Below are 14945 nucleotides of genomic sequence, written 5' to 3' on the forward strand. Positions count from 1 at the left end.
GGGGGCGGAGGGGCTCGATGGGATCGGGAGGCGTGGAGCGGCGTGGTGCGGCGCTGACGGTGGAGGAGGTCAGCCTGCGCTTCGGCGGGCTGCAGGCGCTGACCCGGGTCAGCCTGCACGTGGCGCCGGGCGAGCTGGTCTCCATCATCGGCCCCAACGGTGCCGGCAAGACGTCGCTGTTCAACTGCATCACCGGCCTCTACCGCCCCCAGCAGGGGCGGATCCGGCTCGACGGGCGCGATCTGGTCGGCCTCTCGCCGGACCGCATCGCCGCTCTGGGCGTGGCACGGACTTTCCAGAACGTCGAGCTCTTCCGCGGCATGACGGCGCTCGACAACCTGCTGCTGGGGCGCCACCGCCACTACCGGGCAGGTCTGGCGCGGGTGGCGCTGGCCTCGCCGGGGTGGCGGCGCGAGGAGGTGGCCCAGCGGGAGCGGGTCGAGGCCATCATGGATCTGCTGGACATCCAGGTCACGCGCCACCAGCGGGTGGCTGACCTGCCCTACGGGCTGCAGAAGCTGGTAGAGCTGGGTCGGGCGCTGGCCGGCGAGCCGCGCCTGCTCCTGCTCGATGAGCCGTCAGCCGGCATGACCGCCGAGGAGAAGGCGGAGTTTCTCTTCAAGCTGGAGGACGTGCGCTCGGAGATGGGCGTCACCGTCGTCCTGGTGGAGCACGACCTGGGCATGGTGATGCAGGTCTCGGAGCGCGTCATCGTGCTGGACCGCGGCCAGGTCATCGCCGAGGGGCCGCCCCAGGCGGTCCAGGTGCACCCCGCCGTCGTCGCCGCTTACATCGGCAGCGAAGGTGAGCCCGGCGACGGCGCCACGTCGCGCGCCCCGTCCGTGGCCGCCCCGGCGCCGGGGCCGGCCCCCTCCCGGCTGCCCGCTGCCCGGCCGTTATTGGAGCTGCGCAACGTCGAGACCGCCTACGGGGGACGGGTCACCGTGTTGCGCGGCATCTCGCTGGCGGTGCCGGCGGGTGCCATCGTGGCCGTGCTGGGCAGCAACGGCGCCGGCAAGACCACACTGTTGCGCACCATCAGCGGCCTCATCGAGGACCAGCCCGAGAAGGGCGAGGTGCGCTTCGGCGGCCGTGCCATCACCCGCTGGCAACCCGAGGACGTCGCGGCGCTCGGCATCGCTCACGTCCCCGAAGGCCGGGGGATCTTCGCGGAGCTCACCGTCGAGGAGAACCTGGACGTGGCCGAGCTGGGGCGACGGGATGCCGATCGCCGGGCCTGGGTACTGAGCCTCTTCCCGGTGCTGGCTGAGAGGCGGCGCCAGAGGGCCGGCACGCTGTCGGGGGGCGAGCAGCAGATGCTGGCCGTCGCCCGCGCCCTCCTGTCACGGCCCAAGCTGCTGATGCTCGACGAGCCATCGACGGGCCTGGCCCCTGCGGTGACCCGGGAGATCTTCAGGGTGCTGGACGAGGTGCGCCGTAACGGCACCGCGGTGCTCCTGGTCGAGCAAAACGCGCGCATGGCGCTGCAGGTCGCCGACTACGGCTACGTCCTCGAAAACGGCCGCATCGTGCTGGAGGGCACCGCTCGAGAGTTGCAGGACAACCCCCACGTCCAGGAGCTCTACCTGGGCGTCTCGATGGAGGCGACCCCCAAGGGCTGGCGCCGCTACCGCAAGCGGCGCCGATGGAACTGACGGCCCGCCCCGGCGCCGGGCGCCGAAGGGGCTTGCCCGCGCTCGACGAACCTGGCCACGCAGGAGAGGGGGCATGGACTCGATGCCAGCATCACGTCGCGTGCCCCAGGTCGCGACCTTCTCCATCGTGGCGTTCGATGCGCCGACGGGCAGCCTGGGGGTGGCGGTGCAGTCCAAGTTCCTCGCGGTGGGAGCGGTGGTGCCGTGGGCCCGCGCAGGCGTGGGGGCCATCGCGACCCAGGCGCTGGCCAACACCGCCTACGGGCCCCGAGGGCTCGAGCTGCTGGCCGAGGGCTTGGAGCCCGAGGAGGTGGCGCGGCGGCTGGTGGCCGACGACGAGGGGCGGGAGGATCGCCAGTTCGGCATCGTCGACGCCCGCGGTCGCAGCGCGGCCTTCACCGGGAGCCGGTGCTTCGAGTGGGCGGGGCACGTGACGGGGCCCGGCTTCGCCGCACAGGGCAACATCCTGGCAGGGCCGGCCGTCGTCGAGGCCATGGCCGACGCCTACTTGCGTACGACGGGGGACCTGGCCGCGCGCCTCGTTGCCGCACTCCACGCCGGTCAGAGGGCAGGCGGTGACCGCCGCGGCCGGCAGTCGGCTGCCATCCTCATCGTCCGGGAGCGGGGCGGCTACGGGGGCTTCAACGACCGCTACATGGATCTGCGGGTCGACGACCACCCCGACCCCATCGGCGAGCTGGAGCGGCTGGTGGGGCTCTTCCGCCTCTACTTCGAGCGGGAGCCCGAGCCGGAGCTGGTGCCGCTAGAGGGGCCGGTGCTGGCCGAGGTGCAGCAGGCGCTGGCGGCACTGGGGTACCTCTCCCACGCCACGGGCCGCCTCGATGAGGCGACCCGCGAGGCCCTGGCGGCCTGGCACGGCATGGAGAACTTCGAGCAGCGCCAGCACCCGGGCGACGTCATCGAGCGGGTGGTGCTGGAGTACCTGCGCCGGCAAGCAGAGTCGACCAGGGGGAAAGACCACGCCGGCTAGGAGCGACGTCCGGTCCCAAAGCGGGGTAAAGGCGGGTTCGAGCAGCCGAAGGATCGGTTGCCTCCCAGTACGTATTACCAGTGTGCCAGAGGTGCCAGAGGACAAATCGCGCCCTGGCGGGGCCCCCTGCTGCTGGACCGGAAACTCGACACAAACCGGATTGGTGGCCACCACAGCACTGACCCGATTTTGCAGGGAGCTGAAAGGTGGAGAAGGCCGAACAGGACCGCGGCATGGGCCACTGTTGCTTATTTCCATCGGATTTCCTCGACGCACATACGCGGTACTGGGAAGATGGGGAGGAACTGTTCGAGCACGGTCGGTTGGCCACGGCCGATCACCTCTTCGGCCTGTGCGCGGAGTGTGGGCTCAAGGCTCTAATGGTGGTGGCCGGTATGACCACGGACCCGCTTGGGGTCCCTTCTCAAGAGTATAAGACGCATATCAACCGGCTTTGGGACAAGTTCGTGAGCTTTGCGCAAGGACGCACGATTGAGAGATATGCCATGGAACTCCCTGTCACCAACCCGTTTGGCGATTGGTATGCGAGTAACCGCTATGCACACCGGAGACACTTTAGCAGAGGCATTGTCGAAGTTCATCGCGACGGGGCAAGCCTGATTCGCCGAATCGTGAACGCGCCTCAGAGGGATGGCGTGCTGCAATGAACGACTTCGTTCCATTCGACCAGGTATGGCCTCGCATCCACGATGTGTTGTCGGCCTCGCGTTTGGGGGAGGTGGGGCTGCCCGAGTTATGGGTGATTCGGGACCTAAGAAGCCGCATTCGTCTCGCGGTACCCGACGGTCTGGTGCTATCGAGTGCTCTGGAATCTCTCTTGGCGGATACTGCACGGCAACTCTCCGATCGACTCGGAGCACACGCCTATCCGCCTGGTCGAATGGTGCTTCGAGCAGAAGGAGCTGAGCTCGATGCCTTGCGCGCGGATGCGGTGACGACGCAGATGGGGTCCCTCTCGGTCTACCTTGTAGACCGGCTCTTAACGGGGATGGGATGGGGGAAAGTCCCAGAAGGCTTGTCCGCGAGAACCAGGCGGTACACGCTCTTTTCTCTCAAGGGGGGCGTGGGCCGAAGCACCACCGCTGCCGTGCTGGCCACCCACCTTGCCGGACGAGGGCTGCGGGTGCTCGTCGTGGACCTTGACCTCGAGTCTCCTGGCCTCTCATCTATGCTGCTTGCACCTGGGGAGCACCCGGACTATGGGGTGGTCGATTGGTTTGTGGAGGACTTGGTGGGGCAATCTGATCCGGTGTTGGCCCACATGGTGGGTCGGCCGAGATGGTGTCAGGACCTCCAGGGGGACATCCTGGTGGCTCCCGCCTACGGGTCTGACCCAGGAGAGTACATCTCGAAGCTAGGGCGAGTCTATCTCGATCTCCCGGCGGATGGGCCCGACGCCGTGGTGGAGCCGTGGAGCGCGCGTCTGGTGCGCATGCTTGTCGAGTTGGAGAACCGGCATAAGCCGGACGTGGTCCTGCTGGACAGCCGTAGCGGCCTACACGACTTGGCAGCTGCCACGGTTACTGACCTGCAAGCCCAAGTGTTTCTCTTCGCGGTAGATTCAGAGGCCACCTGGGCGGGCTACAGACTGCTGTTCGATTACTGGCGTGCGCATGGGGCCGCAACGGTCATCAGGCAGAGGTTGTCGCTGGTCGCTTCCTTGGTCCCGCAGGAGCGGGCATCGGTGTTACTGAAACGGATGCGGGAGCGGGCGTGGGATCTATTCAGGGAGTACTTATACGATACAGTCCCCGCCGACCCTGAGGAAGAGGCGCGAACTGAACCATTCTCCTTCGACCTTATGGATGATGAGGCGCCCCACAGTCCGTGGCCCATCTACTGGAACACGGGTCTTAGTTGGGTCCCTTCGATCCGGGGGCTCGAGGAGCCAGCCGTATTCGCCGCATACCAAGGATTCCTCGAACGGTTCGACGAGCTCTCGATGGCCGCTCAGGAGGGGCAGCCATGAGAGAGCACGGTGGATCTCGGGGCTGGAATCCGGAAGTCCTGAGGGAGCTCCTGGTTAGTGCGCTGCCGGTGGAGACATCCCTTCACGGTGGCGCCCCGGACCCTCGTTTCGTCTACCTGCCCCCTTCACATGTCAAAGCTCTCCAACCGGATACGATGGTAGTGGTCGGCATGCGTGGAGCCGGCAAGAGCTTCTGGTGGGCGGCGCTTCAGAATCCTGTGATCCGAGGGCTTGTGGCTCGCGTTCGTCCTGATGTGGAAGTGCAAAGGCAGACTCAGGTCGCGGTTGGATTTGGAGAGAGGCCGAGTCCCGACGAGTACCCTAGCCGCGACATCCTTTTACGGATGCTCCGGGAGGCGCGCCAACCAAGGGTCGTGTGGAAGACGATCGTCTTCACGAAACTGGCCGGAGCAGGCACGCCTCTGGGGGCGACGAGGGACTGGATGGCGCGACTGGCCTGGGTGCGAGAGAACCCGGAATCTGTGGAGCGACACCTCGAAGCACGGGATCGAGAGTGCGAACGGGAACAACGATGGTCCTTGGTGCTTTTCGATGCCCTGGACCGGAGCGCAGACGACTGGCAGGACATGTATCGCCTGATCCGCGGCCTCCTGGAGACAGCCCTTGAGTTTCGGCCTTACAGGCGCCTTCGCGTAAAGTGCTTTCTCCGCTCGGACCAGCTTGACGAGAGCAGGGTGGCCAACTTTCCCGACGCATCGAAGGTGCTCAGCGCCAGAGTTGAGTTGAGCTGGTCTCGCCCTGATCTATATGGTCTTCTTTGGCAGTACTTGGCCAACGCACCCCAACCGGGAGCCGAGGTATTCCGCAAGGAGGCAGAGGAAAGGCGTGGCGTCAAGTGGTCGGTGGAGGAGTTGTGTTGCGTTGATCGCTATTTGACCAGGGTCGTCGCGCGCTCGATGAGCGGGAAAGGGCGTGGCTCGCCGGATGTCCCGGGCGGCCACGCCCTTTGGATGTCAGGGCAGCCGATGACGGCTGGCCCTGCCGTCGGCCTCCTGGGCCTCCGCCCAAAGCAGCGCCAGGCGGACGGCCAGCTCGTAGATGGCGCGGCGGGAGGTAAAGGCCAGCACCACCTCCCGCGGGCCGTCCACCAGGCGCAGCCGAGCCAGAGGGCCGGCCCGGCGGGTGCAGCGCCACTCGACGGTGATGGGCGTATTCCCTCGCAGCCACAGCCGCATGGCGCTCACCTCCCAGCCGCCTGAGGCGCCTGCCATTCGGCGGCGATGACCGCCTCGACCAGCTCATGATCGACCACGCGCTCCTGCCGAGCGGCCGCCGCCATGAGGCACAGGTGGGCGAGCTGGTTGATGGGCCGCGGTAGCCCGTTGCAAGCCCGGTGGATGTGGTCGAGGGCCTTGGCGGTGAACAGCTCCTGATTGGCCCCGGCCAGCTTCAGGTGATGGCGGATGTAGGCGGCCGTCTCCTGGGGCGAAAAGCCGCTGAGGTGGTAGCGGAGATCGATGCGCTGGGAAAGCGCCTCGGCGGAGCGAAGGGCCAGCCGCTCCGCAAGCGCCCGGGTGCCGCAGAGCACCAGGGCGAAGGGCGCAAAGGCGTCGCAGTCGTAATTGAGCAGGCTCCGGACCTCCTCCAGCATGGCCGGGCTCAAGAACTGCGCCTCGTCCACCAGCAGGACCGGCGTGCGATGCTGCGTACGCCAGCGCTCGGCCAGGGCCTCCCGGGCGACCTTCTTGAGCTTGGGCAAAGCGTGCGGCGCATCGAGCCGCAGGGCGTCGAGCAGGCTCTGGAAGAAGCTACGGGGGGTGAAGGCGACGTCGGCCAGGTAGACCACCTCGTAGCGGGTGGCGTCGAGCTCGGCCTTGAGCCGCCGAAGCGCGGTGGACTTCCCGGCGCCCACCTCCCCCGTCAGCACCATCACGCGCCGACGCTCGGCGACGTAGTGGAGCCTCGCCAAGGCCTCCCGGTGGGCCTGGGAGACAAACAGATGCTCGACGGGGATCTCCCGGGCAAAGGGCGTGGCCGTCAGGCCGAAGTGGGTTTCAAACATCGGGCATCGCCTCCGGATCCTCAAGCAGACTCAGGCGCAGGGGGGACATGGCCCGGGCCTGGCGCTGTCGCCGGCGCTGGACCAAAAGCTCCAGGTAGGGGATCGCGGGCTCGACCGGGCGGCTCGGCTCCGGGTGGTGGACCCGGTCGAGGCCGCGGTAGACGGGATGGGCGAGATCGAGGGCGACGGCGTCGCCCACGTGGCGGCCCTCGATGAACAGGCTGAGACGCTCCAGGTGCAGGGGATGGAAGCGCACCTCGACCTTGCGGCCTTCCAGCCCGGGCGGCGCTTCGTAGCGGTTGCCGTCGAAACGAAGACACCCGGTCTTGTCCACCCGGCGCACCCGCCGCCACAAAAAGACGTGGGCGAGCTTTTCGGCCGAGACGGTCCGGCGCGCCTGCAGGCGAGCAAATCGAACGGCCGGCGCCTCGCCCGTCTCGCTGTGGACCTGCACGTGGTAGGCCTCCTCGATCCAGGCCGCAAGCCTTTCGTTGAGCGCCGCCAGGTGCTGGACAGGGTGATGGGTCAGCTCCCGCAGGAACTGATCCTGCAAGGTTTCAAAGAAGCGCTCGATCTTGCCGCGGCCCTCGGGATGGCCAGGGGTGCCGGAGATGTGGCGGATGCCGAGCTCGGCACAGGCCCGGGTGAACACCTCGGCCTGGAAGATGAGGCCCCGGTCGACGTAGACCCGCCAGGGAAGGCCCCGGCGCAACAGCGCCTGCTGAAAGCACAGCTCCAACGCATAGAGGTCCTCGGCCCAGAAAAACTCCGCATGGGCCACCAACCGGGAGTGGTCGTCGAGGAAGGCCAGAAGATAGGTGCGCCGCATGCGGCCCGGCTGGAAGGGGTCCGGCAGCGCCGGACCCGGCGTGGCATCGCCCTGCCACAGGTCGTTGGGGGCCTTGGCCTCGAAGCGGCGCAGGCCTGGCTTGGGGGGAAGGACCCGCTGGCTCAGGCCTTCCCGGTGCAGGTGGCGCCAGAGGGTGTTGGGCTTGAGGGTCTGCGGAGCTACCAGGCCCGCCGCCTCCAACAGCCGCACCACCTGGGGCAGGCTGCGGGTCGGGTCCTGACGCTTGAGGGCCTTGGCCTGCTCCAGAAGCTCGGGGGTGACGACCCGCACCGATCCCCGGTCCCGCCGCAGGGCCAGCCGCAACGCTTCGAAGCCACCGAGTCGGTAGCGGCGGACCCACCGGCGCAAGGTTGGGGCGCTCACGTGCAGGCGTCTTCCGTCCGGGAGCAGGTGGGGGCGGCCCACCACCTCGGCTCGCCAGCGCCGCTTCTCCTCCGCATCGGCCAGGGGATCCAACAGCGGGGCGATCAGCGAATAGCGAAACAACGCCAGCGTGTCGTCGGGCCAGGAAGCCATGGAAGCACCCTCCCTGCCGTAGGGTTTGCTTCCAGTCTCCGGCAACCGGGCGCTCTCCGAGAAGGCGCCAGGGTTTGGGGGGTCCGGCAGCCCCGCGGAAGGCGAACGGATGATCGATTTGAGCGGGGCGCAGATGCCTCCTCTCCCGGCCCCTGACGCTTTCAAAGCCAGGCCGGGTCGCCCTGGAGCAGGAGGTTGACGATGTCCAGAAGGCCGGTTGCTGTCGGCCCAGGATGCGCCTGCCTCACTCCCTGGCGCAGCGTCTCGGCGAAGTCCAGGCACGCCCCCAACGGGTCATCCTCCGGCGGCTGCAGGACCGGCGGGCCGGTCGGAAGGCCCCCGCCGAGCTCCCCCCACCACTCCTGCAGCCGGGCCAAGACCCCCGGCGCCTCGGCCCACGCCCTTCGCACCAGCCGGCGCACGGTGGCCACCGAACGCCCTATTGACTCGGCCAACGCCCGCCACGACATCCCCGCCGGCGCCCCTCGTACAGGCGCTGGCGGACGGCGCTGACCAGGCTCTGGTAGGGGCGCAGGAAGCTGGGCAAAAACGAGACCGTCCGGCCGCAGCGCGAGCAGCGCCGGCGGCGCACCGGAATCCGCTGATAGCCACCCGGCCCCGTCTCGTCGGCGCCGCGCTCGTAGCACCCGTGTCCCCACAGCCGACCGCCGCAGGCCGGGCAGAGCCGGGGAAGCCGCAACCGGCCTGACTTTTCGGCGGCCAGGTAGGAGCGAACGTCTGGGCCGGCGAAGATCGGGATCACCAAACCGGCTCCCTCCCCTCAGGGGAGGCTCCCGATCCGGGAGAGCAGCCGGGGGCGGTGTTGGGGGAGCATCCCGGGCGTGGCGACCGCGGTGGGGATGCTCCCGCTGTTTTCCCTCCCTCACCGCCCCGCTTTCGCTGCCGGGACCGGGCGGCATCGGCGCACGGGCCTCCCCATGCCCCCACGATTCGGCTCCCCGGCCGCTCTGCCTTCCAAAAAGCCCCAGCCCCCCGGCTAGCCGGGGGGCTGGGAGGGTCCTCCGGGAGACCCGACGCTCAAGCTACGCGCGAGATCCACCCTCTGAAGTGCTCAAAGAGCGGGAGGCGCGACAGGACTGCCTTCGGGACTGGGCCATGGCCGCCGACGTGGCCTCGGCGTGGGCGATCAACGACGCCATCCTGACCACGGCCCGCAAGAACAAGACCTTCCAGGGCGGCAGCGTGCACGGCTGGCATGTGGTGGCGCTGGATGGGACCGAGGTGCTGCGCACCCAGGCCCGCTGCTGTGCGGCTTGCCAGGTCTACCGGCATCGGGACGGGCGGGTGGAGTACGTGCACCGGGTCGTGGCGGCCCAGACGGTGCGCTGGCCGTCCGGGGAGGAGGGGGGCTACCCGAGTCGGCGCAAGGCCCGGGGAGTACCGGCCGTGGTGTGGGGCATCGAACCCCAGCGGCCCCAGGAAGGGGAGGTCGATGCAGGGCTACGGCTGCTGCGGCGCCTGCAGGGAAAAGCACGGGCATTTCTGCGACGTGGTCACGGTGGATGCCCTGTATGCGCAGGCTCCCTTCCTCGAGGCGGTGCGCGCCCTGGGACTTCACGTCGTGGTGTGCCTGAAGGACGAGCGCTACGCGGTCGTCCAGGACGCAGAGGGGCTACGGCGGGGCCGCCGCTACGACGAGGCCTTTGTGTCCCGCATCGGCTCCTTTCAGGTGGAGGTGCGGGCGTGGGACAGCCCGGAGCTGACCAGCTGGGAGGGACTCAAGCGGCCCATCCGGGTCGTGTATGCCGAAGAGGAGCTGAGCTGGACGGAGCACCAGGGGACTGCCGTCTGGCACTGCAAAGCGCTTCGCATCCTGGAGGTGGCCACCACGCTGAGCCCGGCCGAGGCCAGCGGCCGGGTGGTGTGGGAGATCGCCCGGGCCCGATGGGGGGTTGACAACGAGGGATTTCGGCAGCTCAAGCACGAATGGCACCTGGACCACCGCTTCCTCCACCACCCGACCGGCATGCAGGTGCTGTGGGCGTTGTTGGCGGCGGGCTACAACCTCTTTCAGCTGTTTTTGGCCCGCCGCATCCGCCGCCGCGGTCCCTGGGAGCAGACCGACCGGGGCGTGGCCGAGCGGCTGCGGGCGGAGCTTCTGGTCGGGGAGGCACCCCCGGACTCGTACCTCTTCAACACGAGCTGACGCGAGGGCCGGCGGGTCGAGGAACCCGACCAGCCAAGCCGACCCTTTCCCAACCAGCCGGATCATCGGACGGGGGCAGCGTACCCGGCTTTTTTCGCCCCTCCTGGCACCTCGAAACGGAGGGCTAGCAATATCTTACTGGTAAACACTGGCGCGAGCTCTGGTGGGTGATCGCGCGGTCTTGACATTTTCGGTGCTGGGTGGTACAAGTTGGGGTGGTGGGGAAACTTGCTGCAAAAACTTGCAACGACCCCCCTTGAGCCACCGAGCCCTGAGCGCGTCGCGCGGGCATTGCGGGTCGGTGAAATGTACTACAGTGAGGGCAGGAGCCAGCAAGCGATAGCCCGATCCCTCGGGTGCTCCGTCTCCACCGTCTCGCGGCTTCTGAGGGATGCGCTCGAATACGGCATCGTCACCATAGCCGTGCGCAATCCTTTCGCCGTCGCGGACCGCCTGGCCAAGGAGCTTGAGAGCCGGTTCGGTGTGACGCGAGCGGTGGTGGTGGGGGTCCAAACCAAAGACGAGAGTGCCCTTGCTATCGCTATAGGGCGAGCCGCAGCCAGCCTTGCTGTTGAAATCCTACGGGAAGGGGCACGCGTTGGCCTATCATGGGGCAGGACGATGCTAGCACTTGTCGACTTTGCCTCGAGCAGCGCCCCCCAGCGCGCGATTACGGTTGTTCCACTGCTCGGAGGCATCGCCCAGGTAAAGCCGGAGCTCCAGGTTGACGAATTGAGCGTGCGCCTGGCCCGAGCGTTTGGCGGCGAAGTGGTCCTGTTTCACGCGCCTGCGGTGCTCAACCGCCTGGAAGCGAAAAGAGAGCTTTTGCAAGAGCCTTCGATCCAGCATGCTATCCGCCTTTGGCGAGAGCTCGATGTGGCGTTTTTCGGGATTGGGGCGGAGATCCCGCATTCTCCCATGCTGTCGACGGGCCTGTACGATGACGAAGAAGTGGGAGAGCTCATCCGCCTGGGTGCCGTGGGCGACATTGCCGGTAACTTCTTCGATGAGCGAGGGGTCCCGCTCGACTGCGCCGCGAATCGCAAGCTGCTGGCCATCGACTTTGCAACCCTGAAGCGGATTCCGGTTCGCATCGCTGCGGCAGGAGGCCCGGCCAAGGTCCGAGCCATCTGCGGCGCGGTCCGGGGTGGGATGGTGACCCACCTAGTAACCGACGAGTCCACAGCCGAAGCACTATTGCAGACGAAGGGCTGATGGGCGCATGAAGGCAGCGGTGTATGGCGGGCCTGGCAAGCTTGATCTGATGGATGTTCCGCGGCCACAGGTGGCTGCCCACGAAATCCTCGTGCGCGTTCGCGTGGCCCTCATATGCGGAACCGACGTCAAAACCTTTCTGCGCGGCCACCATTCGTTCAAGCCCGGGGACATCCTGGGGCACGAATTCACGGGAGTCGTAGAGGAGGTGGGCCGCGACGTGACCGTCTGCAAGCCCGGCGACCGAGTTACCGTCGCTCCGTACGTGAACTGCGGCTATTGCTTTTACTGCCGCCAGGGGCTCGCGGACCTATGCGTCGACAAGAGCTATGTATCGAATGGGGCATTCGCCGAATATGTCAAGCTGACCGAATTCCATGCACGAAAAGGCCTGTACGTGCTGCCACCGGCCACCTCTCTCGTGCGCGGTGCCTTCACAGAACCGCTCGCCTGCGTCCTTAACGGGGTAGGCGACACCGGAATCGAGCCCGCAGACGTGGTCCTGATCATGGGAGCAGGGCCGATGGGGCTTTTGCACTTGCTCGTGGCGCGCTTGCGGGGTGCCACGAGGCTGGTCGTCAGCGAACCCCAGGCCCACCGCCGTGCCATGGCCTCCTCGTTCGGCGCCCATGCGATTCACCCCGAGGAGGTCTACGAAGTCATCATGGCATACACGGAAGGCCGCGGGGCGGACCGGGTCATCGTCGCCAACGCGGTGCCTGAACTGGTAGCGGCAGCTATGCAGCTTGTCAGACCCGGGGGTCGCGTGACGCTGTTCGGCGGATTTGCCCCGGGAACGACCGTCAGCATCGACCCCAACCGGATCCACTATGGCCGTGTGGTCCTCGTGGGAGAGTCGGGATTTGCCCCGATCCATTTCCACCGAGCCGCCGACCTTCTGGCCACGGGGCACGATGCGCTTCCGGTAGAGCGCCTGGTGACGCACCGCTTCACCTTGGACGACATCGGGCAGGCGTTTGAGGTGGCGGCTTCGCAGCAGGCAGTCAAAGTCGAAATCGACGTCGAAGGAGGAGAATAACCATCGCAGCCGTTCTCCGAGGCCTGGGGCTGACGAAGCACTACCCTGGACACACCGCTCTTCGAAGCGTGGACTTCGAGCTTCAGCCGGGCGAGATCCACGCCATCGTAGGGGAAAACGGAGCGGGCAAGTCCACGCTGGTCAAGATCTTGTCCGGCGCGATCCAGCCCAGCGCGGGCACGCTCGAACTGTATGGCCAACCAGTTCGTCTCGTCACGCCATGGCACGCGCTCCGTCTCGGCATTGCGTCGGTGTACCAGGAGCGCGACCTAGTTCCGCAACTGACAGCCGCCGAGAACATCCTGCTGGGGATTGAGCCGCGGCGGCTGGGTTTAATCCAGGGACGCCTTCTCCTGGAGCAGGTTAACGCTCTGCTACAGGAGGTTGGGGTGGACATCTCCCTCAACGTCCCCGTTTGGCAGCTTGGCGCCTCCGAGCAGCAACTGGTAGAGATTGTGAAAGCGTTTGCGCACCAGCCGCGAATTCTTCTCCTTGACGAGCCGACCGCGAGCCTGTCCCGACAGGAGACCGACAGGCTCTTCCTCCTGCTGCGGCAGTGGAAGAGCCGCTCGTCGATCGTGTTCATCTCCCACCGGCTGGAGGAAGTCCTGGAGGTGGCCGACCGCATCACCGTGCTGAGGGATGGCCAGAAGGTGGCAACTGTTCCTCGCGACCAAGCGTCCGTTGACCACCTCGTTTCCCTGATGATAGCCAGACAGATCGAGAATCGGTTTCCGAAGATTCCCATCGCAGCTGGCCGACCAGTGCTGGAGGTCAGGCACCTGACCACGACAAAGCTTCGGGATGTCAGCCTCACGGTCCGTCAAGGCGAGATCGTCGGCATCGCAGGCCTGGTAGGGTCCGGCCGCTCCAGCCTGCTCGAGACCATCTTCGGCATCTACACGACTGGGCGAAGCGCGGTCCTCCTCGCGGGCCGCCCCATCGGACATCTGCCGCCCCACGAGCGAATCCGGCTAGGCCTGTACCTCGTCCCGGAGAATCGTCGCTTGAAGGGTCTCGTCACGAGTGCCTCGGTGAAGGAAAACCTCAGCATGGTCCATCTCCGCGAGACCTGCCGCTTCGGGTTCGTCAATTTCCGCAGGGAGCACGCCATGGCGCGCGAACTCGTCGACCGCTTCGATGTCCGCATTCGCAGCCTGAACCAGCCTGTCGCAACCCTGAGCGGCGGGAACCAGCAGAAGGTGTCCATTGCGCGGTGGTTTGCCCGAAGCGGGTCGGTGCTTCTCCTGGACGAACCGACTCAAGGAGTGGATGTGGGAGCCAAAGAGGAAATCTACCGCCTCATGGTCGACTTGGCTCGGCAAGGTCTTGGCATCCTGCTCGTATCCTCCGAGCTACCCGAACTCCTCGGGATGAGCGACCGCATCTACGTCATGCGGGACGGACGTATCACCGCGGAATTTGAGCGACGGCACTTTTCGCAGGAAGCCATCCTGAAGAGCGCCTTGGGGGGACGCTAGGGTTGGGTGACGTCGGTCTAAAGCAACACACGCCCACTGCTGTGCACGGCGCCTTTATCGACCTACATGCCCTACTGCGCCGTTACGGCGTGCTGTTCGCGCTCATGGGCCTCGCGATCCTGTTCGGGGTTCTCCGAAGGGAGTTTCTTGACCCTCGCAACCTCGTGAACCTGCTGCGGCAGGTGTCTATGCTCACCATCGCCGCAACAGGCCTGACGTTTGCCATGATTGTGGGCGAGTTCGACCTCTCTTTCGGCGAGGTTTGCGGCCTTGCCGGAGTCGCCGTGACATCACTTCTGCTGGCCGGATATGGCTTTTCGACCGCGTTGGCCTGCGGTCTGCTTCTGGGCGCGGGGTTTGGACTGCTGAACGGGGTCATGACTGTCAAGGTGGGGATTCCGTCTTTCATCACCACTCTCGGCAGCATGTCCCTGGCCATCGGCTTCAACTTCTTTCTCACTCGAGGGCAGCCGGTTTACGGCAGCTTCCCGCCGGAGTTCAGCGCGCTGGGACGGGGCTTCGTGGGGGCAATCCCGATCCCTGTCCTGGTCGCTGCGGGGGTGGTGGTTGTCAGCTTCGTCGTGGCGGAGCGGATGGCCATCGGGCGCTACATGTACGCGACCGGAGGCAACATTGTAGCGGCCATGCACTCCGGCATCCGAGTCGCTCGCTATCGAATCCTGGGCTTGGTTTTGTCGGGAACTTACGCCGCGCTCGCCGGCGTCATCCTGTCCTCACGGCTGGGATCCGGCCAGCCGACGGCCGGAAGCGGGTTTCTGCTGGATGGGTTTGCAGCTGCGTTCCTGGGTACCACGGTGATGAAAGACGGGCTGCCAAACGTCATCGGCACTCTGGTCGGCGTGGCCGTGCTTGGCGTTCTCAGCAACGGCATGACGTTACTCGGGCTCCCCTACTACGCGGAGAACATCGTCAAGGGTGCCGTGCTTCTGGGGGCCGTGACAGTTTCACGGGTGGCGGCGCGGGCGGGGAGGTGATGCACAGCGACCGATCTCGTGGC

At 66.7% G+C, this 14945-nt stretch carries 14 protein-coding genes; 9 read left to right on the forward strand and 5 right to left on the reverse strand.

The features are described from left to right. Nucleotides 1-17: 17 nt before the first annotated feature. The 4 genes from VLY81_RS00670 to VLY81_RS00685 all read left to right on the forward strand — a co-directional run bounded on the left by VLY81_RS00670 (nucleotide 18) and on the right by VLY81_RS00685 (nucleotide 4636). Nucleotides 18-1655, forward strand: a complete 1638-nt coding sequence (locus VLY81_RS00670; RefSeq protein ID WP_324669086.1) for an ATP-binding cassette domain-containing protein — start codon at nucleotides 18-20, stop codon at nucleotides 1653-1655. An 82-nt stretch (nucleotides 1656-1737) separates the two neighbouring features. Continuing rightward, on the forward strand, nucleotides 1738-2646 hold the full coding sequence (locus tag VLY81_RS00675) for a DUF1028 domain-containing protein (protein WP_324669087.1): 909 nt from the start codon (nucleotides 1738-1740) through the stop codon (nucleotides 2644-2646). Nucleotides 2647-2852: 206 nt separating this feature from the next. Continuing rightward, nucleotides 2853-3314, forward strand: coding sequence for a hypothetical protein (locus tag VLY81_RS00680; RefSeq protein ID WP_324669089.1), 462 nt, complete (start codon nucleotides 2853-2855; stop codon nucleotides 3312-3314). A gap of 284 nt (nucleotides 3315-3598) precedes the next feature. Then, nucleotides 3599-4636 (forward strand): KGGVGR-motif variant AAA ATPase, encoded by a 1038-nt coding sequence (locus VLY81_RS00685; protein ID WP_324669090.1) that lies wholly within the window; start codon nucleotides 3599-3601, stop codon nucleotides 4634-4636. A 974-nt stretch (nucleotides 4637-5610) separates the two neighbouring features. Here VLY81_RS00685 and VLY81_RS00690 read toward each other — a convergent pair. The 5 genes from VLY81_RS00690 to VLY81_RS00710 form a co-directional block, all read right to left on the reverse strand. Further along, nucleotides 5611-5841, reverse strand: a complete 231-nt coding sequence (locus tag VLY81_RS00690; RefSeq protein WP_324669091.1) for a hypothetical protein — start codon at nucleotides 5839-5841, stop codon at nucleotides 5611-5613. Then, nucleotides 5838-6659, reverse strand: a complete 822-nt coding sequence (locus VLY81_RS00695) for an ExeA family protein (RefSeq protein ID WP_324669092.1) — start codon at nucleotides 6657-6659, stop codon at nucleotides 5838-5840. The genes VLY81_RS00690 and VLY81_RS00695 overlap by 4 nt, the downstream gene beginning before the upstream one ends. Further along, complete coding sequence (locus VLY81_RS00700; RefSeq protein WP_324669093.1) at nucleotides 6652-8025, reverse strand: Mu transposase C-terminal domain-containing protein; 1374 nt, start codon at nucleotides 8023-8025, stop codon at nucleotides 6652-6654. The genes VLY81_RS00695 and VLY81_RS00700 overlap by 8 nt, the downstream gene beginning before the upstream one ends. 161 nt (nucleotides 8026-8186) lie before the next feature. After that, entirely contained in the window at nucleotides 8187-8456 is a 270-nt protein-coding gene (locus VLY81_RS00705) for a hypothetical protein (protein WP_324669094.1), read from the reverse strand. An 8-nt stretch (nucleotides 8457-8464) separates the two neighbouring features. Continuing rightward, nucleotides 8465-8788, reverse strand: a complete 324-nt coding sequence (locus VLY81_RS00710; RefSeq protein WP_324669095.1) for a DUF6431 domain-containing protein — start codon at nucleotides 8786-8788, stop codon at nucleotides 8465-8467. A 690-nt stretch (nucleotides 8789-9478) separates the two neighbouring features. Between VLY81_RS00710 and VLY81_RS00715 the strand changes: the two genes are divergently transcribed. From VLY81_RS00715 to VLY81_RS00735, 5 genes are all read left to right on the forward strand, one after another. Beyond that, nucleotides 9479-10192 (forward strand): transposase, encoded by a 714-nt coding sequence (locus VLY81_RS00715; RefSeq protein WP_324669096.1) that lies wholly within the window; start codon nucleotides 9479-9481, stop codon nucleotides 10190-10192. Between the two features lie 306 nt (nucleotides 10193-10498). After that, nucleotides 10499-11407, forward strand: a complete 909-nt coding sequence (locus VLY81_RS00720) for a sugar-binding transcriptional regulator (protein WP_324669097.1) — start codon at nucleotides 10499-10501, stop codon at nucleotides 11405-11407. A 7-nt stretch (nucleotides 11408-11414) separates the two neighbouring features. Next, the gene (locus VLY81_RS00725; RefSeq protein ID WP_324669098.1) at nucleotides 11415-12446 is read left to right on the forward strand and encodes an alcohol dehydrogenase catalytic domain-containing protein; all 1032 of its coding nucleotides are present in this window, start codon (nucleotides 11415-11417) and stop codon (nucleotides 12444-12446) included. A 68-nt stretch (nucleotides 12447-12514) separates the two neighbouring features. Further along, on the forward strand, nucleotides 12515-13927 hold the full coding sequence (locus VLY81_RS00730; RefSeq protein WP_324669099.1) for a sugar ABC transporter ATP-binding protein: 1413 nt from the start codon (nucleotides 12515-12517) through the stop codon (nucleotides 13925-13927). 2 nt (nucleotides 13928-13929) lie between these two features. Continuing rightward, nucleotides 13930-14922: an ABC transporter permease gene (locus VLY81_RS00735; RefSeq protein ID WP_324669101.1), complete on the forward strand. Its 993-nt coding sequence runs from the start codon at nucleotides 13930-13932 to the stop codon at nucleotides 14920-14922. Nucleotides 14923-14945: the final 23 nt, after the last annotated feature.

The organism is Limnochorda sp. LNt (genome assembly GCF_035593265.1).
In the GTDB taxonomy this organism is placed as follows: Bacteria; Bacillota; Limnochordia; order Limnochordales; family Geochordaceae; genus Geochorda; species Geochorda subterranea.

Coding starts and splice junctions, on each gene's coding strand:
- VLY81_RS00675 (WP_324669087.1), top strand. CDS start 1,738: ATGCCAGCATCACGTCGCGTGCCCCAGGTCGCGACCTTCTCCATCGTG.
- VLY81_RS00725 (WP_324669098.1), top strand. CDS start 11,415: ATGAAGGCAGCGGTGTATGGCGGGCCTGGCAAGCTTGATCTGATGGAT.
- VLY81_RS00700 (WP_324669093.1), bottom strand. CDS start 8,025: ATGGCTTCCTGGCCCGACGACACGCTGGCGTTGTTTCGCTATTCGCTG.
- VLY81_RS00715 (WP_324669096.1), top strand. CDS start 9,479: ATGCAGGGCTACGGCTGCTGCGGCGCCTGCAGGGAAAAGCACGGGCAT.
- VLY81_RS00670 (WP_324669086.1), top strand. CDS start 18: ATGGGATCGGGAGGCGTGGAGCGGCGTGGTGCGGCGCTGACGGTGGAG.
- VLY81_RS00720 (WP_324669097.1), top strand. CDS start 10,499: ATGTACTACAGTGAGGGCAGGAGCCAGCAAGCGATAGCCCGATCCCTC.
- VLY81_RS00695 (WP_324669092.1), bottom strand. CDS start 6,659: ATGTTTGAAACCCACTTCGGCCTGACGGCCACGCCCTTTGCCCGGGAG.